The organism is Streptomyces yaizuensis (genome assembly GCF_034961445.1).
GTDB lineage: Bacteria > Actinomycetota > Actinomycetes > Streptomycetales > Streptomycetaceae > Streptomyces > Streptomyces yaizuensis.
Genome location: NZ_BSBI01000001.1, coordinates 614,358 through 635,803, shown reverse-complemented (window position 1 = coordinate 635,803; position 21,446 = coordinate 614,358). Strand labels below are relative to the sequence as shown.

At 74.6% G+C, this 21,446-nt stretch carries 14 protein-coding genes, 2 pseudogenes and 2 riboswitches; of the genes and pseudogenes, 9 read left to right on the top strand and 7 right to left on the bottom strand.

Annotation, left to right across the window (positions count from 1 at the left end):
* Positions 1–12 precede the first annotated feature (12 nt).
* The 5 genes and pseudogenes from SYYSPA8_RS02340 (at position 13) to SYYSPA8_RS02320 (ending at position 5,961) form a co-directional block, all read left to right on the top strand.
* Entirely contained in the window at positions 13–579 is a 567-nt protein-coding gene (locus SYYSPA8_RS02340) for an EF-hand domain-containing protein (RefSeq protein WP_323445188.1), read from the top strand.
* Positions 570–842: pseudogene (locus tag SYYSPA8_RS02335) on the top strand (AraC family transcriptional regulator); the annotation flags it as partial. The gene SYYSPA8_RS02340 and the pseudogene SYYSPA8_RS02335, both read left to right, overlap by 10 nt.
* Before the next feature lie 673 nt (positions 843–1,515).
* Complete coding sequence (locus SYYSPA8_RS02330; protein ID WP_323445187.1) at positions 1,516–2,763, top strand: FAD-dependent monooxygenase; 1,248 nt, start codon at positions 1,516–1,518, stop codon at positions 2,761–2,763.
* A 348-nt stretch (positions 2,764–3,111) separates the two neighbouring features.
* Positions 3,112–4,506: an SGNH/GDSL hydrolase family protein gene (locus SYYSPA8_RS02325; RefSeq protein ID WP_323445186.1), complete on the top strand. Its 1,395-nt coding sequence runs from the start codon at positions 3,112–3,114 to the stop codon at positions 4,504–4,506.
* Positions 4,507–4,767: 261 nt separating this feature from the next.
* The gene (locus SYYSPA8_RS02320; protein ID WP_323445185.1) at positions 4,768–5,961 is read left to right on the top strand and encodes a L,D-transpeptidase; all 1,194 of its coding nucleotides are present in this window, start codon (positions 4,768–4,770) and stop codon (positions 5,959–5,961) included.
* 149 nt (positions 5,962–6,110) lie between these two features.
* Here the strand turns inward: SYYSPA8_RS02320 and SYYSPA8_RS02315 are convergent, their stop codons facing one another.
* The gene (locus tag SYYSPA8_RS02315; protein ID WP_323445184.1) at positions 6,111–7,325 is read right to left on the bottom strand and encodes an alpha/beta hydrolase family protein; all 1,215 of its coding nucleotides are present in this window, start codon (positions 7,323–7,325) and stop codon (positions 6,111–6,113) included.
* 497 nt (positions 7,326–7,822) lie between these two features.
* On the opposite strand from SYYSPA8_RS02315, the gene SYYSPA8_RS02310 reads away from it, so the two are divergent.
* Positions 7,823–9,094, top strand: coding sequence for a YrhB domain-containing protein (locus SYYSPA8_RS02310; protein ID WP_323445183.1), 1,272 nt, complete (start codon positions 7,823–7,825; stop codon positions 9,092–9,094).
* Between the two features lie 148 nt (positions 9,095–9,242).
* Here SYYSPA8_RS02310 and SYYSPA8_RS02305 read toward each other — a convergent pair whose 3' ends face one another.
* Positions 9,243–11,228 carry an NAD-binding protein gene (locus tag SYYSPA8_RS02305; RefSeq protein ID WP_323445507.1) on the bottom strand — a complete coding sequence of 662 codons (1,986 nt, stop codon included), beginning with the start codon at positions 11,226–11,228 and terminating at the stop codon, positions 9,243–9,245.
* 505 nt (positions 11,229–11,733) lie between these two features.
* Between SYYSPA8_RS02305 and melC1 the strand changes: the two genes are divergently transcribed.
* The 3 genes from melC1 to SYYSPA8_RS02290 all read left to right on the top strand — a co-directional run bounded on the left by melC1 (position 11,734) and on the right by SYYSPA8_RS02290 (position 13,388).
* Positions 11,734–12,141, top strand: coding sequence for an apotyrosinase chaperone MelC1 (gene melC1 / locus SYYSPA8_RS02300; protein WP_323445182.1), 408 nt, complete (start codon positions 11,734–11,736; stop codon positions 12,139–12,141).
* Positions 12,142–12,160: 19 nt separating this feature from the next.
* Entirely contained in the window at positions 12,161–12,994 is an 834-nt protein-coding gene (locus tag SYYSPA8_RS02295; protein ID WP_323445181.1) for a tyrosinase family protein, read from the top strand.
* A gap of 160 nt (positions 12,995–13,154) precedes the next feature.
* Positions 13,155–13,388, top strand: coding sequence for a chaplin (locus SYYSPA8_RS02290; protein ID WP_323445180.1), 234 nt, complete (start codon positions 13,155–13,157; stop codon positions 13,386–13,388).
* Positions 13,389–13,432: 44 nt separating this feature from the next.
* On the opposite strand, the pseudogene SYYSPA8_RS02285 reads toward SYYSPA8_RS02290, so the two are convergent.
* The 5 genes and pseudogenes from SYYSPA8_RS02285 to SYYSPA8_RS02265 all read right to left on the bottom strand — a co-directional run.
* Positions 13,433–14,231, bottom strand: a pseudogene (locus SYYSPA8_RS02285) (ECF transporter S component); the annotation flags it as partial.
* Positions 14,228–15,976, bottom strand: a complete 1,749-nt coding sequence (locus SYYSPA8_RS02280) for an ABC transporter ATP-binding protein (RefSeq protein WP_323445179.1) — start codon at positions 15,974–15,976, stop codon at positions 14,228–14,230. The gene SYYSPA8_RS02280 and the pseudogene SYYSPA8_RS02285, both read right to left, overlap by 4 nt.
* Positions 15,973–17,175, bottom strand: a complete 1,203-nt coding sequence (locus tag SYYSPA8_RS02275) for an energy-coupling factor transporter transmembrane component T (protein ID WP_407705885.1) — start codon at positions 17,173–17,175, stop codon at positions 15,973–15,975. The genes SYYSPA8_RS02280 and SYYSPA8_RS02275 overlap by 4 nt, the downstream gene beginning before the upstream one ends.
* 3 nt (positions 17,176–17,178) lie before the next feature.
* Positions 17,179–18,150: a hypothetical protein gene (locus SYYSPA8_RS02270; protein ID WP_323445178.1), complete on the bottom strand. Its 972-nt coding sequence runs from the start codon at positions 18,148–18,150 to the stop codon at positions 17,179–17,181.
* The gene (locus SYYSPA8_RS02265; protein WP_323445505.1) at positions 18,147–20,903 is read right to left on the bottom strand and encodes a prenyltransferase/squalene oxidase repeat-containing protein; all 2,757 of its coding nucleotides are present in this window, start codon (positions 20,901–20,903) and stop codon (positions 18,147–18,149) included. The genes SYYSPA8_RS02270 and SYYSPA8_RS02265 overlap by 4 nt, the downstream gene beginning before the upstream one ends.
* Positions 20,904–21,106: 203 nt before the next feature.
* Positions 21,107–21,256, bottom strand: a riboswitch (cobalamin riboswitch).
* 103 nt (positions 21,257–21,359) lie between these two features.
* Positions 21,360–21,433, top strand: a riboswitch (cobalamin riboswitch).
* Positions 21,434–21,446: the final 13 nt, after the last annotated feature.

Here is a 21,446-nt window from a genome sequence, read left to right as displayed (position 1 = left end):
GGGAGCAGACGGATGACGCAGATCGGCCCGTTTCTGGAACGCAGGCTCAGGCGGCGGTTCGCGACGTACGACACGGATGGGGACGGCTTTGTCCAGCGCCATGACTTCGAGACCGCGGTCGACCGGCTGGGGGTGGCGTTCGGTCTGGGGCCCCAGGCGGCCCCGCTGGTGCGGCTGCGGGCGCTGAGCCTCGGGCTGTGGGAGCACCTGTCGCAGGCCGCCGACACCGGGAGGGACGGCCGGATCAGCGAGGAGGAGTACCAGGTCGCCTTCGCGGCGGGGCTGTTGGTGACCCCGAGGACGTTCGACGCGTCGTACGGGCCGTTCCTCGACGCGATCATGGACATCGCCGACAGGGACGGCGACGGGCGGCTGACCCGGGACGAGCAGGTCCGGTGGACCGGCGCGCTGATGGGGATGGCGGAGGGGGACGCCCGGGAGGTCTTCGGCCGGCTGGACACCGACGGCGACGGTCTGATCGGCCGGGAGGATCTGCTGGGGGCGATCCGCGCGTACTACTTCGACGAGGACCCCCACGGGCCGGGGTCCTGGCTCCTCGGTCCGCTGGACGGCGGCTGACGACCCCGCCCGCCGGCCGGCCCGCGTCGGCCGCGGGTGCCGGGGTACCGGCCGGGGAGCGGACGCTGCCGGAGGTCGCGGTGGGTTGCGGCTGAACCTCGGGGGAGGCGTTCGCCCGTGTGTTCCGCGCGACGCACGGTGTCGGTGCCGGCGAGGCCGGGCGGACCGGTGCGCGTCTGCCGTCGCAGCCCCGGATGTCCCTCCGCCTCATCGTCGAAGGGAGCAGCAGCATGCGGTACAGGGTCGTGGAGAAGGAGGAATTCCTGCGGGCCCGGCTGTCGCAGGACGCGGCGCGGGCGGACGCGGAGCCGTGGATCCCCGTGGAGCGGACCGGGGTCTGAGTGAGGGCGCGCGGCGGCCCGGGGCCGCCGCGCGTCCCCGTTCCGGGCGGGGGCGCGGGCCGGAGGCAGGTCCACCCGGACAGATGATCCCGCCGTGCCCGGGTCATCCGCACCGGCGCAGTGCTGTGCGTCCCCCGGGAGGCCGGCCGGCAGTCGGCCGAGCGGCCGGCGGAGGAACAGGCGGCGCGACAGGCGGAAGGCCCGGCCGCGGCAGAGGCACGTCGCGCAGGGCCGGTGGCGAGCCTGCCGAGCCGGCCGGTCCTCCTCCCGGCGGGCAGGACCCCGCCATCCCTGCCCTGCCCCGTGTCCGGCCGGACCTGGCCGGCGTGCGGGCACCCGGCCATCCTTACCCACTGACCTTCCGGAGGACCGTCATGCCAGCTGTCGCCGACCCCGATCCCGGCACCCCGCCGCGCCCCACCGCCCCACGGGTCCCCGCCCCGCACGCCACCCGGCGGGTGCGTGTCCTGCCGTCCCGGACCGGACGCCCGGGCCGCGCCGCGAGAGCGCCGCGCGGAAACGCGGGGCCCACGGCACACCCGGTCCGTGCCGGCGCCCGGCGCGCGGCCGGCCGGCCCGGCGAGCGGAGGACCGTGTGACCGTTCTGATCGCCGGTGCCGGGATCGCCGGACTCACCACCGCGCTGAGTCTGCACGCGGCAGGGGTGGGCGGTGTCCGGGTCCTCGAAGCCGTGCCCGAACTCCAGCCCGTGGGCGTCGGCCTGAACATCCTGCCGAACGCGGTGCGCGAGCTGGACGAGCTGGGGCTGCTCCCCGCGCTCGCCGCGGTGTCCGCCGAGACCGCCGGCCTCGGCTACTACGACCGGCGCGGGCGGCTCGTCTGGAGCGAGCCGCGCGGGCGGGACGCCGGGTACCGCTGGCCCCAGCTCTCCGTCCACCGGGGTGGTCTCCAGTTCGCGCTCGCCGTGGCCGTCGGCGAGCGGCTGGGGGCCGACGCGATCGTCACCGACGCCCGGGTGGAGGGGTTCGCCCAGCTCCCCGGCGGCCGGGTCGAGGTGGCCGTCCGCCATCCCGCCGCCGGAGCCGTTTCGCGCCTCACCGCGGACGTCCTGATCGGGGCGGACGGGGCGGGTTCCGCCGTGCGCGCCGGTCTGCACCCGGGCGAGGGGCCGTCGCCCGGGAACGGGCTGGTCGTCTGGCGGGGAACCACCTGGGCCGCGCCCTTCCTCGACGGCCGCTCGATGGTCATCACCGGCGACGACCGGCGACGTGCCGTCGTGCACCCCCTGTCCCCGCCCGGCGGCGAGGACGACCGCGCCCTCGTCAACTGGGCCGTGGCCCGGGTCGCCGGCCGCGAGGCGGCGCCGGGGCCCGCCGGTGCGCACCGGCCGGTGCACCCCCGCACGTTCGTGGACGGGTTCGCCGACCTGGCCTTCGGCTGGCTCGACGTGCCGGGGCTGATCCGTGGCTCGTCGGAGGCGTACGCGTACCACCCGTCGGGCCGCGATCCCCTGCCCCGGTGGAGCGAGGGGGCGGTGACCCTCATCGGCGACGCCGCGCACGCGATGCATCCGATGGGGTCCAACGGCGCCACCCAGACGATCATCGATGCCCGGGTGCTCGCCCGGGAACTCGCGCTGCGGCCGGACCCCCGGGAGGCCCTGGCGGCGTACGAGGAGGAGCGCCTGCCCGTGCGTTCGCGGCTCCGGCGCACGACGGGACACGGCGGGTGCGGGGAGGCCGGGGGCCGGCGGGAGACCTTCCCGGGCTCGGAACTGGAGGACTTCTCGGCCGACTTCGCCCGGCTGGGCGGCTTCGACCCGGACACGGTCAACAACCGCCCGTCCTACGGAATCGGCTCGGGAGCGACGGCACACCGATGATCTGATGAGCCGGTCATCACCCTGGATCCCGGGGCCCGTACGACCGCCTCGGTACGGTGTCGTCCGGCGCCGCACCGAGGCGTACCGGGTGCTCCACCGCCGGGCCGAAAGCTCATTGGCCGGGAATCCTCTGTCAGGGAGAGCGCTTTCCCCACCCCCGACCGGGGAATTCACCGCAGATGCGGCATCGCGGGCATCCACCTGTCCGGAGATGTGCCACTTTTCTCGGGCAGTGGCACTTTCTTCTTCCGGCCACTTCTTGGGCCCTGCTCATGCCAAGCTGCTGCCCGATTCCGACGGTTCAGCGGTTCCGGCCGACCGTGGCCGGGACCAGGGGGGAGCAGTCCTGTGCGCATCCATCGGAGAACGGCCTGGCTGGGGACCGCGCTGCTGATCGGCGCGCTGGCCACGCCCATGGCACGGGCGGTCGACGCGCCCGACGCGCGGGGAGCCGTCTCGACGGCGGCGGGCCCGCTGCCCGGCAAGGCGGCGGCCCGGGTGACACCGGCGGCCCCGGCGGCGGGCGAACAACTCATCACCTTCTCGGAGTTCCCGGTCGACACCGCGATCACCCGGCAGTACCGGCCGCGCGGGGTCGTCTTCTCCGGCACCGGCGGTGGCGGAACCCCGTTCATCAGCCCGGACGGCGCCAACCCGACCGCCCCCGCGCTCTCCGGGAGCCCGCGCTTCCAGGGCGGTATCCGGGGCGACTTCGTCAAGGTCGGCGGGGCGCCGCGCACCGTCGGCACGTTCTCGCTGGACGTGGGGTACATCGACGACCCCGACTCGGTCGCGGTCACCGCCCATGACGCGAAGGGCAAGCAGCTCGCCCGGAAGCTGGCCGACCGGCGGGGGATGGTGCGGATCACCCTCACCGCCAAGGGCATCACCTCCTTCCGGGTGCAGCAGGTGGCGGGCGAGTCGGCGGGATTCGCCGTCGACAACCTGCGCTACCCCCGCCCCGAGCTGCTGGCCGCGCTCGGGGACTCGTACTCCTCCGGAGAGGCCAACCCGCCCTATGTGAAGGGCACGGACGTCAAGGGCAAGGGCTGTCACCGCAGTCAGAAGGCGTGGCCGGTGCTGCTCGGCAAGAACAACACGGCGGTCAGCCGGGTCAAGCACCTCGCCTGCTCGGGGGCGCGGACCACGGCGCTGACCCAGTCGTACAACGGGGAGATCCCCCAGCTGACGGCGCTGGGCAGACTCACCGGCAAGGACGAGCCGGCGGTGGTCACCGTGACCCTCGGCGGCAACGACGTCGGCTTCGGCACCGTGCTGGAGGCGTGCTACGTCTTCTGGGGCAAGTGCCTCGGCAGGGACGGCGCCGTGGCCAAGGCCGAGAAGGAACTCGCCACGCTCGGCGGCAGGCTCAAGAACCACTATCTGAGCATCCAGCGGAAGGCGCCCAACGCCACGATGGTCGTGGTCGGCTATCCGCGGCTCTTCCCGGCCACCGACCGGGAGGAGAACTGCGCCTGGCTGTCGAACGACGAGCGCAAGGCCCTGAACGCGCTCGGCACGAAGGTCGACGGGGTGCTCGCCGCGCGGGCGAAGGAGGCCGGGCTGGCGTACGTCACCGTGCAGGAGACGACGGCGGGGCACGAGCTGTGCACCCGTAACGAGTCCTGGTTCTTCCCCGTCGGCCTCACGGGCGGGCAGCAGCGGGCGCACCCGGTGCTCAAGGGCCAGCAGGCCATCGAGGCGAAGGTCCGGCGGCACATCGACACACTGCTGAAGCGCTGACGGCGGACCGGACCGGTGCGGGCGGGGGTCACCAGCCGGTGGCCCCGCTCCCGCGCGCCCGCCCCTCTGATCCGCCCCCTCACCTCGGCCGACGGGCGAATGTGACAGTACGCCGACGGTTTCCCATCAGTGGCTGTTACACAGCTTTAACGTCTCTCACCTGCGCTCTTTCCGCAGTAGGGTCACGGATGTCCCTGTGATTCCACAGACTCACCGACCTTTCTGACGGAGGTTCCGTTGCGCCCGATATCCGTGCACCCCGTGCGTCACCCGTCCGCGCGTCTCGCGGTGGCTGCCGCGGTGCTCGCCCCCCTGGTGCTCACCGCCTGCTCGTCGGGTGACTCCGGCGGGTCCACGGACGGCAAGGCCGGCGGATCCCAGTCGAACAGCAAGCCGGCCACGGTCACCGTGACGCCCAGCGGCCAGGCGGCCAAGGCCGGCGAGCCGGTCCGGGTCACGGCCCAGGGCGGCCGTCTCGCCTCGGTCGAGGTCACCGACGGCAAGGGGAAGGCCCTCAAGGGCCGGCTCTCCGACGAGAACACGGTGTGGACCTCGGAGCGCAGGGCCGCGCCCGGCACCACGTACCAGGTCACCACCAGGACCTCCGCGGACGGCGGCGCGACGGACACGAAGAAGGCGTCCTTCACCACCACCGCGGCGCAGAAGGTCAACAAGGTCGAACTGCGGCCCGGCAAGAAGACGACCGTCGGCATCGGCCAGCCCATCTCCTTCGTCTTCGACCACCCCGTCGCCAACAAGGCCGAGGTCGAGAAGCATCTGAAGGTCAGCACCTCGAACGACACCGAGGGCTCCTGGGGCTGGATGAAGGACTGGTCCGGCCGGGACCGCGTGGACTGGCGGCCCGAGGAGTACTGGAAGCCCGGCACGAAGGTCACCCTCGACGCCCAGCTGAACGGCATCGACTCGGGCCCGGCCGGCGGCTGGTTCGTACGGGACTACTCCACCGACTTCACCATCGGCTCGCACCAGGTCGTCAAGGTCGACCTCGACGCGAAGCAGCTCACCCTGGAGCGCGACGGGAAGAAGGTGCGCACCATCCCCGTCTCCGGTGGCACCCCGGACGACAAGCGGCGCTCCTGGAAGGGCACCACGGTGCTCATGTCCAAGGAGGGCACCATCAACATGCGGTCGGAGACCGTGGGCCTCGGCGACGCCTACGACAAGATGGTCGACTACTCGATGCGGCTCACCTGGTCCGGCATGTACGCGCACGCCGCGCCGTGGAACAGCGGCTACTTCGGCCGCGCCAACAAGAGCTCCGGGTGCATCGGCATGAGCACCGAGAACGCGGCGGGCTTCTACGACCAGGTCAGGGTCGGCGACCCCTTCGTGACCACGGGCCAGGACACCAAGGGCGTCCCCCCGCAGGGCAACGGGTTCAGCAACTGGAACCTGTCGTGGACGGAGTGGCAGAAGCTCAGCGCCCTGAAGTGAACGCCGGGACCGCCGGTCCGGGCGGCTGAGGCCGTGTCCCCGAAGTCCCCACCGCGCTCTCCCCCCGGGGAGGGCTCCCGCACCGGGAGCCCTCCCCGTCCGCGTACCCCACGGCACCGGCCCCGGCGGCGCGGGGACCGCAAGGCCTCTCAGGGGGTGTGGAACACGACCTCCGGGTCGGCGGCGGTGGGCCCGTCCAGGACGGGCCGGTCCGCGCCCTTCAGATGCCGGTCGAAGAAGGCCGTGACGAACGTGCCCATGATCCGCGCCGACCGCTTCCCCGGCAGCTCCCCGGGCCGGGCGGGCGCTCCCGGGACCTGGTCGACGAGGACGGGCGCGTCACTGAAGGTGTGGTGCCGGGTCCCGGTGACGGTCAGCCAGCGCTTCCAGCCGTCCAGGTTCCGCCATGCCTCGTCCCAGCTGCCGTCCCCGCCCGGGCCGGTGTCCCCCGCGCCCAGCATCAGGAACGGGCGTCCGCCGAGCCCTTCGCGGGGGACCGGCGAGAAGAAGGAACCGTCCATGTTGACCCCGGCACCGACCCGGGGGTCCGTCTCCATCGCGCGGGCGGCCGAGGCACCGCCGATGGAGTGCCCGGCCATCCCGATCCTGCGCGGGTCGATCATTCCGGCGTGCTGCCAGACGGCGCCGGGCCCGGTGAGCCGGTCCAGGACGAACGACACGTCCTCGGCCCGCCCCCGGGCCACCGCGTCGAAGCCGATCTGCCCGCTGTCCGTCTTGTCGCAGGCCGTGCACGGCAGCACACCCCGGCCCGGGAACGCGGTCGCCCGCGACTCGAAGGCGTGGTCCACCGATGCGACGACATAGCCCTGGCTCGCCAGCGCCTCCGCGAGCTGCGTCAGCGACTGCCGCGACGCCCCGAAACCGGGCGACAGGACCACGAGCGGGAACGTCCCCGGCGCCGGCCGCGCGTCCTTCCGGGCCCAGGTCCGGGTGGCGGCGATCAGGTCCCCGCTGCCCGGCGGCACCATGTCGGGCCCCAGCACCCGCACCAGCTCCCGCGCCTCGGCCGCGCTCAGATAGGGGGCGCGCCCGGTGCCCGTGTGCTTGCGGGCGGGGTAGTGCAGCGACACCAGCAGCTGCCGGGCCCCCGCGCCGGGCTCCCACGGGTCCTGCCGGGCGGTGTCGGTCAGGTGCAGCCCCGAGGTGCCCACGGCGTACGGGCCGGTGGGCCGGGGCAGGGCGACCCGTCCCGACCGCTCCGCCTCCGCGCCCGAGAAGGCGGCCGGAACGGAGGAGGGGGCGGAAACCGCGGGTGGGGCGGCGGCCGTGGCCGTCTGCGCCAGGGGCAGGGTGACGGAGAGCGCCAGCAGCGCGGCCATCGCACCGCGTCGGAAAGTGATCATGTACAAACGGTAGGCACCGGGCCCCTGACGGATCGTCGGCACCACGGATGAACCGGCCTCAGCCGCCGGTCCCGCTCCCCATACCCCCGGCTGCGACCTCGGGCCGACCCCGCCGTCCTCCTCACGGCTGACCCCGCGCCGCGAACGTCCCTGTCCACAGGGCGCCGAACCATTGCTTTCCGGCCATGGCGCCAACTCCCGTACGGGACGGTAATTCCCGGCGTTGACTAGGGTCGTGCACTCCGGTGGGGATCACGAGGGGATACGGGGATGGGCTCCGGCTCGACGGAGGAGTGGCGACAGCTCACGACGGCGTACGTCCCGTGCGGCGTCGCCGTGAACGCGGCGGGGCCCGGTCCCGCGCCGCGTCCCCCCGTACCCCGGATCGTGCCGGGCGACGGCTCCGCTCCCCACGGCCCGCCGGCGAACGCGTCGCCGGACGAATCCCGGCGCATCCGGGAGACCGGTGTCCGGCCCCCTCACCCCAAGGCGTGAACATGCATCCGAACCCCCAGGACATCGCCCGGCACTGGCTCCAGCAGACCTACCACGGACTGGTCGAGCCCGCCGTTGAGGGACCCGTCGCGCAGGACGGGGCGACCTGGCTGTTCGCGTGCCGGACGGTGGCGATGCCGGGATACGCGCAGACGCCGATGCTCGCCGCGTCCCTCGTCGTACCGAAGGACGGCGGAATGCCCTTCCACCCGGCCGCCGACGACCCGTGGGGCGACGCCGCCGCATACCCGCGTACGCCCGAGGCACAGCGGGCACCGCAGGCGCGGGCGCGGCGGCTCAACGCGCGCGGGTGTGTCGTGGCGACGGCGGCGCGGCTCGGCGCGGGGGCCACGGCCACGCCGTTGCCGTGGCAGCCCGCGCACGAGGCGCCCGGGTGGTGGGAGCTGCTGCTGCGCCGGTACTTCCCGGGGGCGGAGCAGGCGCGGTGCGGGACCTGGGACGAGGTCGCGGGGCGGATCGAGGAGGCCGGCCCGGACACGCAGGGCGTGGTGTGGGTCCGGCGGGCGGTGGGGGGTGCCGAGGCCAGCGGGCATCTGCTGAATGTGGTCAACGACGGCGGGAACGTCGTCTTCCTGGACGGCATGACCGGCGGTCCCGGCCGGTTGGACACCGCCGGGGTGGTGGAGCTGGTGCTCGCCCGTACGCGTCCGGCCTCCCCCCGGGCCGCCGATGACTTCGCGTCCGCCCGTGCCAGGGCGGAGGCGTGGCTGCGGCGGATGTACCGGGAGCCGGTGGAGCTGGTCGCCCCGGATCCCGGGGACGAGACGGCGCGGGGCTGGCTGTTCGCCATCGACTCCGCCGCGTATCTGCGCAGCGGGGACTGGCGCGATGCGATGGTCGACGCGGCGGTGGTGGTGCCGAAGGGGCCCGGGCAGCCGTTCCTGCTGCCGAACTCCGATCCGTGGGGCCACTTCGCGGCCTGGGACCGGGGCGAGCCCGTCGGCCCGACGCCGGAGCCCGGTCCGGCGGCCTGGTTCGAGCCGACCCTGCGGCAGCTGGGCGCGGTCCTGTCGGTCTCCGAGCACCGGACGGTCACGGAGGCCGTGAGCGCGCTGGCCGCGCTGCCGCCGGGTGGGCGGGCACTGGTGTGGGCGCGGCGGCTGGACGGCAGGAACCGTCCGTCGACGGGTCTGCTCCTCAACGGGTTCCGGACGCCGGAGGGGGCGGTGGGCCTGGTCGACAGTGCGGCGGAGAGCTTCACCTCGCTCGACGGGCTGCACGAGTACGAGGTGCGGGTGATCCGTTACCGCTGACCCGTAGGGCCTGTCTGACGGATCTTGCCGGGGCCGCGGTGCCGCGTGTTGCGCGGCGAGGTGGCGCGCGACGAGGGCGGGTCCGGCGGGCCGGGTACCCGCCGTTCGACCGGCCGCCGCACCCGGGCGATCGTGCCGTCCCTGGACGTCACCGGCCCGCGCCGGCCCGGCCGCCACCGGACCGGCGGGGGCCGTGACGGCGGGGCAGCCGGGGTCTGCGGACCGCGCCGCCACGGGTGCGCCGGTCCACCGGGCGGCGGGGGCCCGGCGGGCGGGTGCCGGCGTCGTCCAGCAGCTGGGCGAGCCCCTGCCGGGTGGCCGCGACGACGACCCGGTCCCCGGCGGCGAGCACCTGGCCCGGGGGCAGTTCCCAGACGAGACCGGGGCGGTCGGCACGCGCACCGCCGGACGCGGCGGCCGTCAGGTCCGGGCTCCTCTCGCCGGGGGAGGTCACGTCCAGGGCGATCACCCGCCAGGCCCCCGGGCGGAACGACTCCGCGACCGTACGGCCCTCCAGCCGGGGGTGGCCGGCCACGTCGAGGGCGGCGAAGAGCAGGACCCGGCGCTCGACCGGTATCGCGCCCAGGATCCTGCGGCCCATCATCGCCCCGGCGAAGGCGGGCGCCGCCAGATGGGTGACGCTGCGGCTGCGGGTGAGGGCGTGGGGGTGGGCCGCGCGCAGGGTGCGGTGGACGACGGTGGCGAACTCGTCGTCGTACAGCCGCAGGACCGTCCGCAGATCCGGCCGGATCGACCGGGCGTACAGGACGGCCTCCAGATTGGTGGTGTCCGAACTGGTCAGCGCGAGCAGGGCGTCGGCGCGGTGGGTGCGGGCGGCCTCCAGTACGCCCTCCTCGGTGACATCGCCGAGGATCACCGGGATCCGGAGCCTGCGGGCGAGCGGCAGACCCCGGGCCTCCGGGTCGCTCTCCACGCACACCACGGGGATGTCCAGCTCCCGCAGCCGGCTCAGGACCCGCGTGCCGATCTTGCCGAGGCCGAGCAGGACCACATGGCCGGAGAGCCCCCGGGGCGGGCGGCGCAGGGCGCTCGCGGTGCGGAAGGCCCCGAACGCCTCCAGGAAGGCGGCGACCAGGACCGGGAGCAGCAGCAGTCCCACGAGTGCGGCGAGCAGCTGGAGCACCTGGCGTCCCGCCGGGCCCTCGGTGGCGGGTTCGTTGAGGGCGAAGAGGTCGAGCAGGGTGTGGTAGCCGGCTTCCAGCGGGTGGCCGCCCAGGGTGAGCCAGGAGGTGAGGGTGAGCGCGGCGAGCGCCGTGAGCAGGATCGCGAGGGACCAGCGGAGCCGCCGGGAGAAGAGCGAGCCCACGGGGGGTGCCTGGAGCCAGGGGTCGGTGCGCGCCGGGCCCTGGTGCGACACCGCTTCCAGGACGACGGTGCCCCGGCCGGCCGCCGCTTCGACCTCGCGGTCGTCGGGGAGCAGCCGGGGGCCCAGTGCGCCGCTGGCGTCCGAGCCCTCGCTGCCGGCGGGGTCGCGGGTGGTGGCCGACAGCAGGGCGAGGGTGCACAGGCCGGGGTCGGGGGTCTCGCCGCGCTCCGGGGGCGGGCGTTCGGCCGCGCGCAGCAGCAGGCCGTCGGCCTGGATGACCTTGCTCGTCCCGGCGAGGACGGTGGCGGCGAGCGCGGGGGCGACGGTGTCGGCGTCGGACAGGACGGTGGTGGAGGAGTCCAGTTCGGCGAGGTCGATGCCGGGTTCGGCGACGATCGCGGCCTGGTCGAGGAGTTCTTCCAGGTGCTGGCCGAGTTTGCGGTTGTAGAGGCGGATCACCAGGCGGAGGCGGGGGTTGAGCCGGCGGGCGGCGAGCGCGGCGCGGACGTTGGTCTCGTCGTCCTCGTAGACGAGCGCGAGCGCGGTGGCGGTGGCGGCGCCCGCCTGGGCGAGGGTCTCCTCGGTGGGCTCGGTCCCTTCGACGATCCGCAGCTCCCCGGCGGGTCCGCGTCCGCCGTCCGGCCCGCCGCCCCGCCCGAGCAGTCCGAGCGCCCGCGCGGACGACCAGCGCCCGGCGGTGTCGGGCGGGTCGTCCACGGGGACGACGAGGGTCACCCGGCGCTGGTAGACCTCGCGGAGTTCGTCCGCGAGGCGCCGGGCGAGTCCGTCGTCGCCGCAGACGATCATTTCGGGGGTGGGGTGGTGACGGGGTATCGGGTGAGCGGGCACGGGCTCAGCATGCCATCGGGGTGCGCCGGTGCCCTCCGGAGCGGACTCCGGTCCTGCCGGTGCCGTGTTCGCCGGGGGCAGCGCCGCCTCCCGGTCGGCCCGGGGTGATCGCGCCGGGTGTTCCGGGAGGGGTCGGAGCGGACAGCGGATGTTCGGTTTTCGGACAATCTTTCCATGAGTTTTTCCCCGGCCTCCTGCGGCGGGGAGTCACTCCGAGTTCCGCAAGTTCTCCAGACAGAAGGTGCACCACCGGCGGAATATCGTCTTCCGCCAGGGAAAAGGACCAGAGCGGAACGCCTGCTCAGGACCCTTACCCTCGGTACCACCTCGTAGAAATTGGCTGTTTGACAGCCAACCGGAATCCTCGGGCTTCTTCTTCCCCTCTCCCCATCGGTAGTCATGTGCGGTGACTCGAAATATCCCGGTGGGTCACGTTCAGCCACTTTTCAGGGGGTTACTAGTCATGTCCACTCTCAGCCGCCGTCAGGTCGTGGGTGCCCTCAGCGGCGCCGCCGCCGGCCTGGCGCTCGCCGGAGCGGCCACCGCCGCCACCGCGGCCACCGATGCGCCCGGACCGAAGAAGGCCGGCGGCCATGAGCACCCGGCCGGCCCCGCGCCCTTCGACGAGGTCTTCGAGGGCCGCCGGATCCAGGGCCTGCCCGCCAGGGGCTCCCGCGCGGCCCACGCCCACCACGGCTCCGGCTACCGCGTCCTCATCGACGGCCGCGAACTCCACCTGATGCACCGGACGGACGGCACCTGGACGAGCGCGGTCAACCACTACGAGACCTTCCGCACCCCCTACGAGGCGGCCCGCACCGCGGTCACCAGCCTCCAGGGCGCGGACCTCGTCCCCCTTCCCACCGCCTGAGCCCGGAGAGCGACCACTCATGACCGTACGCAAGAACCAGGCCAACCTGACGGCCGCCGAGAAGAAGGCCTTCACCGACGCCGTGGTGGAGGTGAAGCGCAGGGGCGTGTACGACGAGTTCGTCACCATGCACCGCACCCGGTTCATCCAGGACATGAACCCGGCGCACATACGCACCGGCCACAACACGCCGTCCTTCCTGCCGTGGCACCGCCAGTACCTGATCGCCTTCGAGCGGGAACTCCAGAAGGTCCAGTGGGGCGTGTCGATCCCCTACTGGGACTGGACGACCGCCCGCAGCCGCACCGCCTCCCCGTGGACGCCCGACCTCCTCGGCGGCGCCGGGCGGGACGGCGACTCCCAGGTGATGGACGGGCCCTTCGCCCACTCCACCGGCAACTGGCCCATCACCGTCCAGACCGACACCCATCCGTTCCTCAGACGCACCCTCGGCGGCACCTACCCACTGCCGCTCCAGAGCGACGTGGACCAGGCCATGGCGCAGTCCACGTACGACGCGCCCCCGTGGGACGAGAGCGCGCCCGGCTTCCGCAACACCCTGGAGGGCAACCAGGGGGCCTGGCTGCACAACCAGGTCCACATCTGGGTCGGCGGGCAGATGGCGCAGCCCGTCTCCCCCAACGACCCGGTGTTCTGGCTGCACCACGCCTTCGTCGACAAGCTGTGGGCGGACTGGCAGCGGCGCTACCCGGGCAGCAGCGCCTACCTGCCCACCGGGAACACCGCCGGTGTGGTCGACCTCAATGAGCCCATGGCGCCCTGGGACAGCGGCCCGAACCCCGTGACGCCCGCCCACATGCTCGACCACACGCGGTACTACACGTACGCCTGACCCACCCCGGCCGGGGCCCGGCGCGCGGGACGACGCGCGCCGGGCCCCGGCCACCCGCCGTCCCGCGACACGCCACCGAACGGACGAATCATGGCAGAACGCCTGTTCCTACCGTTGTGATCGTGCTCCGAGCACGTCCATCACCCCTTCGGGAGAGAACATGCGCAGATTCGTCTCAACAGTGACCGCCCTGGCGGTGGCCGGTGTCCTCGCCGGTGCCGGTACGGCCGTCGCGGACGCCGGTGCCCAGGGCGCGGCCATCGGCAGCCCCGGTGTCGGCTCCGGCAACGTCGTCCAGGTCCCCGTCCACGTACCGATCAACATCTGCGGGAACTCGATCGGCCTCATCTCGGCCCTCAACCCGCCGATCGGGAACACCTGTATCAACACCTGAGCAGGACCCTCCGGGGCCCGGGCCCGTCTTCTCGGAGGCGGGCCCGGGCCCCGGGGCGAAGCGGACGGGGGCCCGGAAGCGGGCCTTGCGGGCGGCGCGGCGGAAGACCGTGAGGACGGCGGGGCCCGCCAGCAGCACACAGACCAGATTGGTCACGGCCCGGCCCGTGTCCCACCCCAGGGACGTGGCCACGTCGAAGGCGAGATAGCGCTGGAACTGCTCGGTGAACGGCAGTCCCGGCAGATACGCGATCGAGCTGCCCGGGTCGAGGGAGAACGGCCAGAACGACAGGTTCAGCAGAAAGCCGAACAGATAGCCGGACCCGGCCCCGTACACCGCGAGCATCACGATCTCGCGCCGGCCCGTGGCCCGGGGCAGCAGTCCTGCGAGCATGCCCACGAAGGCGCAGCCGAACATCTGGTACGGCATCCACGGCCCGACGCCCCCGGTGATCAGCGCGGACGCGAAGAGCGACGTACAGCCGAGGGTGAAGCCGAAGCCGGGGCCGTAGACGCGGCCCGCCAGGACGAGGATGAAGAAGACCGTCTCGATGCCCGCCGTGCCGGCGCCGAGGGGGCGCAGGGCCGCGTTCACGGCGGAGAGCACGCCCAGCATGGCGAGGGCCTTGGAGTCGATCCCGCCCTCGGCGATCTCCGAGATCACCACGGCGAGCACGACCACCAGCAGGACGCCGAAGATCAGCGGCGGGGCGTAGTGCGAGCCGAAGGTGCCCGGTGCGACGAGGAACGGCCAGAAGAAGGCGACGATCCCGAGGAACGCGGCCATCGTGATGACCACGCGGGCGCGGCCGCCGATCCCGATGGCGCGGGCGTGGCCGCTCATGAGACGGCCCCGGCCGGCCCGGCGGCGGGAGCGGCGGGAGCAGCGGGAGCGGTGTCCAGTGCGGCGGTCACCTGGGCCACGGTCAGGAACGGGTGCGGGGCCAGGATCTTCGCGGTCTGCGGGGCGAGGACCGGGGAGGCCACGATGACGTCGGCGGTCGGGCCGTCGGCCACGATGTCGCCCTCGGCCAGGACGACGACCCGGTCCGCCGCGCGGGCGACGAACTCGACGTCGTGGGTGGAGACCACCACGGCCCGCCCCTCCCCCGCCAGCCCGTCGACGATACGGATCAGCTCCTCCTTGGCCCGGTAGTCGAGGCCCCGGGTGGGTTCGTCCAGGAGCAGCACCGGTGGTGAGGCGGCCAGTTGCAGGGCGAGGACGAGGGCCAGCTTCTGCCCCTCGGACAGGTCGCGGGGGTGGCTGTCGTCGGGGATGCCGGGGGCGAGCCGGTCCAGCAGGGCGCGGGCCGAGGGCCTGTCCCGCGACGGCCCGTCCTGCGACCGCCTGTCCCGCCGCGACGCGCCCTGGGACGACGTGCCCTGGGACGAGGTGTCCGCCCGGTCGCGGTCCGCCTGGTCGAGTTCCTGGCGTACGGATTCGAGGTAGAGCAGGTCGGTGGGGGTCTGCGGGACGAGGCCGACCAGCCGGCGGGCCTCGGCGGCACTCACCCTGCGGGGGTCGGCGGGCCGGGCGCCGGGGGCACTGACGCGGACCGTGCCGCCGGTGAGCGGCCCGGCCCCCTGGACCGCCCAGAGCAGGGAGGACTTGCCGGAGCCGTTGCGGCCCATGAGCGCGGTGACCTCGCCGCCGCGCAGGGTCAGGTCGACCTCGCGGACGGCGGGCACGCCCCGGTAGGAGACGGTGACCGCGCGGGCCGTCAGCAGGTCCGGGCGGCCGCCGGGGGCGGGTGCGCGGACCGGCCCCGGGGTACGGCCGGCGAGGCGGGTACGGAGCGGAGCGGCGGCCCGGCGGGCGTCGCGGACGGACAGCGGCAGCGGGGTCCAGCCGGCGGCGCGGCCCAGTTCGACGATGGGCGGGGCGATCGTGGTCGTCCGGAAGATCTCGGCCGGTTCCCCGGCGACGACGCGGCCGTCGCCGGGGAGGTGGAGCACCCGGTCGGCGTACTGGACGACCCGCTCCAGCCGGTGTTCGGCGAGCAGGACGGTGACGCCGAGGTCGTGGACGAGGCGGGTGACGGCGGCGAGGACCTCCTCGGCGGCCGTCGGGTCGAGCGCGGAGGTGGGTTCGTCCAGGACCAGGATCCGGGGGTGGGCGGTGAGCACGGAGCCGATGGCGACCCGCTGCTGCTGGCCGCCGGAGAGCTGGTGCAGCGGGCGGTGCCGCAGATCGGCGAGGCCGAGGAGGTCGAGGGTCTCCTCGACGCGTTTGCGCATGGTCGCCGGGGGGACGGCGAGCTGTTCCATGGTGTAGGCGAGTTCCTCCTCGACGGTGTCGGTGACGAAGCCGTCGAGGGGGTCCTGGCTCACCACCCCGACGACGTCGGCGAGTTCGCGCGGCGGGTGGTGTTCGGTGTCGCGGCCGTCGACGAGGACCCGGCCGTGCAGGGTGCCGCCGGTGAAGTGCGGTACGAGGCCGTTGACGGCGCCGAGGAGGGTCGACTTTCCGGCGCCGGTGTGGCCGACGACGAGACACAGCTCGCCCTCGGCGATGGTCAGGTCCACGTCCCTGAGGACCGGTTCGGCCCGGTCGTCGTAGCGGACGGTGAGCCGGTCGAAGGTGATCACTGGGATTCCTCGGGTGGGCGGGGTGCGGAGGGGTGCGACGCCGCCGCCGTCGGGGGCGGGGTCGGGGGCGGTGCGAGGAATCCGGCGGCGCCGGCCAGCAGGATCGCGGCGGCCGGGACGAGCGGCAGGGTGGGCCAGGTGAGCGGGTACAGGGACGGGTTGAGTTCGGCGGGGTCGAAGCCGGAGCCGCTGAAGAGGAGCACGGCGCAGAGCACGCCGCAGCCGGCCACGGCCCATTCGGGCAGCCGCCAGGGGTCGGGCCGGTAGGTGGTCCGGGTGACGCGCCGGCCGCCGAGCCGCAGCCCGGCGAGGCAGAGCAGGCCGCCCGCGGCCATGGCGGGCAGGCCGAGCGGTTTCGGGGCGGTCGGGTCGAGGAGTCCGTACGCGCCCGCGCACAGCCCGCACATGCCGGTGAGCATCAGCCCGCCGGTGATCCGGCGGGAGGACTTCGTGGCGCGGCCCGCGCGGCCGTAGCCCCGGGAGTCCATGGCGGCGGCGAGCCGCAGGGAGCGTTCGAGGGCGTCCTCCAGGACGGGGACGACGATGCCGCGCAGGGCCCGCAGCCCCTTGGTCCTGGCGGCCCGCAGCCGCCGGGCCCGGTGCACGCGCTGGACGCTCTGCACCAGCTGGGGGGCGACGCTGAGGGAGACGGTGACGGCGACGCCGAGTTCGTACAGGGCACCGGGCAGGACCCGCAGGGCCCGTTTGGGGTTGGCGAGGGTGTTGGCGGCGCCGATGCAGCACAGCATGCAGGCGAGTCGCAGCCCGTCGGTGGCCGCCGACAGCAGGGCCTCCAGCGAGACGGGGCCGCCGATCTGGATGCCCGCGTACCAGTCGGGGGTCGGGATCCTCGGCAGGGCGAAGAGGAAGTGGTCCTCGGGGGTGAGGCCGGTGGCGAAGACGGCCCGGAAGACGACGCGGATCGCGACCACGATCAGGGCCAGACAGAGGTAGTACTGGAAGCCTCTGGCCCAGGGGGCCTCGGTCCGGCGCAGGGTGATGACGTAGCCGAGGACGGCGAGGACGAGGAGGAGCAGCAGGGGGTTGTTGGTCCGGCTGACGGCGGTGGCCAGGGCGAGGGCCCAGATCCACCAGGCCACCGGGTGGAGGGTGCGGGGCAGCCGGCGGCCCCGGGGGTCCGGTGCGGTGCCGGTGGCCTGCGGCCGGGGTCCTGCCCCGGTCGTGGTGGTGGGGGGCACGCGCTATCCCGTGGTGCGCTTGCGGCGGCGCGCGGCGTACGCGGCGGCCGCGCCGATGGTCAGGACGAGGGCGCCGGTGGCCACGGCCGGCAGGGACGAGCCGCTGTCGTGGTCGGCGTCGGCGGCGGGGGCCGCGTCGACGATTTCGGTGCCGGACCCGGGGGCGGCGACCGCCGACGGCGCGCGGGAGGAGGCCGTGGGGGATGGTGTTCCGGTGGCGTCCGCCGGGGACGCGGAGGCCGGGGACGGCTTCTTCGGCTTCGACTGCGCAGGGGACGGGGAAGGGGACGGCTTCGGCGGGCGGGGCGCGGTGGTGGTGGGCCGGGCGGGCGCGGGGCGTTCCGGGGCGGGTCCCGTGTCGGTGTCCGGTCGTACCGGCGCGGCGGTCCGGGTGTCCTTCGGCGCGGGCCCCGGCGCACCCGTCGGCCGGGTGTTGCGGGCGCGCAGCTGGTCGGGGGTGACCGTGGGCCGGCCCTCGGTTCCCTCGGTGTCGGTCCCGCCGAAGATCCACAGGTCGACGCTGCCGGGCTTCGGCTTGTAGAGCATCGCGCCGAGCCGGCTGTACGTCCAGGTGTTGGCGCCGGGGTCGGCGTGCCAGTACGACCAGTAGGCGGACGCGGGCGGGGTGAGGACGCAGTCCTCCTGCTGGGGCGGCGGGAACTGCTGACCGCCGCGGAAGCCGCTGTAGCCGATGCGGCAGATGAACGCCGGGCCGTCGTGGCCGGTGCCGGTGGTGCGCCAGCCGCCCTGGTTGAGCAGTTCGTACCCGGTGGTGGGGGTGGTGCCGCAGGAGCGGTGGACGGGGCCGCCCCAGCGGCTGAAGTCCACGGCGAGGACCGCCCCGGAGGTGGTGGTGCAGCGTCCCATCGGCTGGGGGGCGGCCTGGGCGGGTGCGGCGGTCGCGGCGAGGGATGCCAGCAGCAGGCCAGCGGCCGTGGCCAGACGGCCGGCCGCGCGCGCGGGTCGGATGGTCATCGCTGCTCCTCGTGGGTGGTGCGGCGGTGGCGCACGGCGGCGGTCAGGGCCCAGCCGCCACCGGTCAGCAGGGCGGCGGCGAGGCCGAGGGCGAGGGCCTGGGTGCCCGTGGCGGCGAGGCCGCCGCCCGGTCCCGGGGCGCCTGAGGCGCCGGACGATCCGGTGGTGGCGCCGCCGTCGGTGGTGACGATCGGGGGCGGGGACGGGGTCGGGCCGGGGCTCTGCGGGCCGGTGGGTGCGGGCCGGGGCACGGTGCCGGTCAGATCGCGGGTCAGCGTGGCGAAGGAGATCCCGGTGGCGCCGCCGACGGCCTGGGTGGAGGCGCGGACGTCGGAGCCGGGCTGCCCGCCCCGGGCGACGTTGAAGCCGCCGTCCCGGTTCTGCTGCCCGGCGAGGAACTTCCGCGCCTTCGCGATCCGGCCGGCGTGGGCCGCCGGGTCCAGGGAGAGGGCCTGGACGGCGAGGGCCGCGGAGTTGACGGAGTTCCCGGCCGCGCCGGGGAAGCCGCCGTCCTTCAGCTGCCGGGAGGCGAGCCAGCGCAGGCCCTTCGTCACGGCGGCGTCCGCTTCGGCGCCGCCCGCCAGATCCAGCGCCATCACGGCCATGGCGGTGGAGTCGACGTCCTCGTCCCGGGTGGACGGGACCAGGCTGGGCCAGGCCCCGCCGGGCCGCTGGAGGGACAGCAGATAGGCGAGGGGTTTCGCGGCCGCGGCCCGTTCACCGGCCCGCAGCTGGGCGATCACGGCCAGGGACTGGCCGAAGACGGAAGGGGTGTGGGTGTAGGCGCCCCGGGCGGCGCAGGAGCGGCCGGGGGGTGGGGACTTCGCGGGGCAGACGGCGCGTTCGAGGGCGGCGACGAGGTCCTTCCCGCCGAAGGCCCGGGGGTCGCGGCCGACGGCCTGGGCGAGGAGGGCGGCCTTGCCGATCGAGCCGCCGCCCGCGTACGCCGTACCGGCATGGGTCCAGTCGTGGACGCCCCGGCCGGTGCCGTCCTCGCCGCCCCGGTCGAGGAAGTCGACGATCCCGCGCAGGGCGGCGTTGTCGTGTCCGGTGGCGGCGAGTGCGAAGGCGCCGTCGATGGTGAGGCCGTAGTCGGCGAAGCCGCTGCCGCGCAGATTCTCGTAGTAGCGGCCCTCGATGAGGCGGGTGGGGTCGGTGAGGTACGCGGTGCCCTTGCGCAGATCCGGTCCCGTGCCCGGCGGCCCGGTCGTCGGGGGTCGCGGGCCGGTCGGGGTGGGCTTCGGGCTCGTGGACGGTTTCGTCGGCCGGGGCGGGGTGGTCAGCGCGACCAGGTCGGTGCCCGCTCCGGCGAGGACCGCCGGGCCGGTGGCGTACAGGGCGGGCTCGGTCGCGCCCTCCTCGAAGCCGAAGCCGCCGCCGGTGGGGCCGGGGAACTGCTGCTTCGACAGCCAGGAGACGGCGGCGGCGGCCCGTCGGGTGTCGCCGAGCGCCCGCAGGGCCTGCGCGGCCCAGCCGGTGGCGTAGGCGCTGCCCGCCGTCGTGTGCGGGGAGGCCGGGAAGCCGCCGCCCGGCTGCTGGGTCCCCGTCAGCCAGTCGCGGGCCCTGCCCAGTGCCGCGTCGTGGCCGCCGGCCCGTTTCAGGGCCAGCGCGACGAGACCGGTGGCTCCCACCTCGCTCTCGCAGGACTCCCCGGGCCGGATGAGGGTGCCGGTGAACCCGCCGTCGTCGCACTGGAGGGCGAGGAGCCGGCCGACCGCGTGGACCGGTGGGGCGACCTTGCCGTTCGCCAGCGCGATCACGGCCATGGCCTGGCCGTCCGTCTGGCCGGTGGTGCGGAAGTCGCCCCGGGTGAGGCAGCCGGGCCCGGGCTCGGGGACATCGCCGATGCCGCTTCGGCAGACGTGCGCCATCAGATCGCCGAGGAGGTCGCGGCCCCCGAAGTCACGGGGGTCGCCGCCGGTCGCCTCCGCCACCAGGGCCAGCCGGGCGGCGGCGGTGGCGTCCGGGGGCTGCTCCGTCCCGGCCGGGTAGGCGTACGCCTCGGTGTGGGCGGGTCGCGCGAGGAACGCGGCGGCCCGCGCGGCGGCGGGGCTCTTGCGGTCGGCGGCGGCGAGGGCCAAGGCGGCCTCCGTGGTGAGCAGGAAGTCGGGCCCGCCGTCCGATGTCACCACCCGCTCGCCGTCCTTGAGGGTGCCGCCGACCCAGCGGACGGCGGCGGGTACGTCGACCGCGCCCGGCGGGACGGTGGGCCCGGAGGGTCCCGGGGAGCCGGTGGGCCCCGGGCCCGCGCCGCCCCGGACGTCGTCGGGGGTGAAGCGGGGCGCTCCGGTGGAGCCCCCGACGCCCGTGGCGCCGAACACCCAGGCGTCGACGTCACCGGGTTTGAGGTTCCGGGCCATCGCGCCGAGCGGGCTGTAGGTCCACTTCCGCTGCCCGGGAGCGGCGATCCAGTACGACCAGTAGGCGCTGGCCGGCGGGGTGAGGACGCAGTCCTCCCGGTCCGGAGTCGGATACGCCGTACCGGAGTTGAACGGTCCGTAGCCGATGCGGCAGATGAAGGCGGGGCCGTCGCGGACGGTGCCCGCGGTCGTGAAGCCCGCGTCGCGCAGCAGCTCGTACCCGGTGGTGGGGGTGAGGTCGCAGCCGCTCTCGACCGTACCGCCGAACGGCTTGAAGTCCACGGCGACGACGGCTCCCCCGGCGCACGGCCGGGCCGGCGCGGCCCGGGCCGGGGCCGGTTCTGTGAGGAACGTCACGGCCGCGCCGAACGTGAGCAGCCCGGCGAGGGCCATGGACAGCGGCCACCGCCCCGCTCCGGCCCCCCGTGCGCCCAGCGCTCCGGTCGCCCGCGTGCTCAGCTCTCCGGTCCCCACCGCGGTCCTCGTCTCTGCCGGGGCGGTCCGCGTGCGTGGCGAAACACCCCCGCGCGGCGGCCCGTCGGGGCGCCGGGGAGGCGGTGACGACCACGCCGTAGTCCGCGACGGCGTTTCCTCGCTCGGTACTCCGCTCGGCGCCAGGTGTTCCGGCTCGCCCGGGGCTTTCGCCGGTCCGGGCCTACGGTTGCGGGTCAGCGCCGGACTTCGACCGGCTTCCCCTGGTGCTGAGTGCTTGCTGAGTGCTTATCAGCCGAAAGGGAACACGGATTCGGTCAGGGCGTCAAGGATGCCTCTTCCGGCTCCGGTTGACGGACCTGGGTGAACGGTGGCGGGCCGCAGGTCACTGGGGTAGCGTCCAGGGCTGCCACATGGGGGAACCCGGTGAGAGTCCGGGGCTGACGCGCAGCGGTGTGGGGCGGCCGGCGACCGCTCCGAGCCCGAATGCCCATGGGGCGAGGC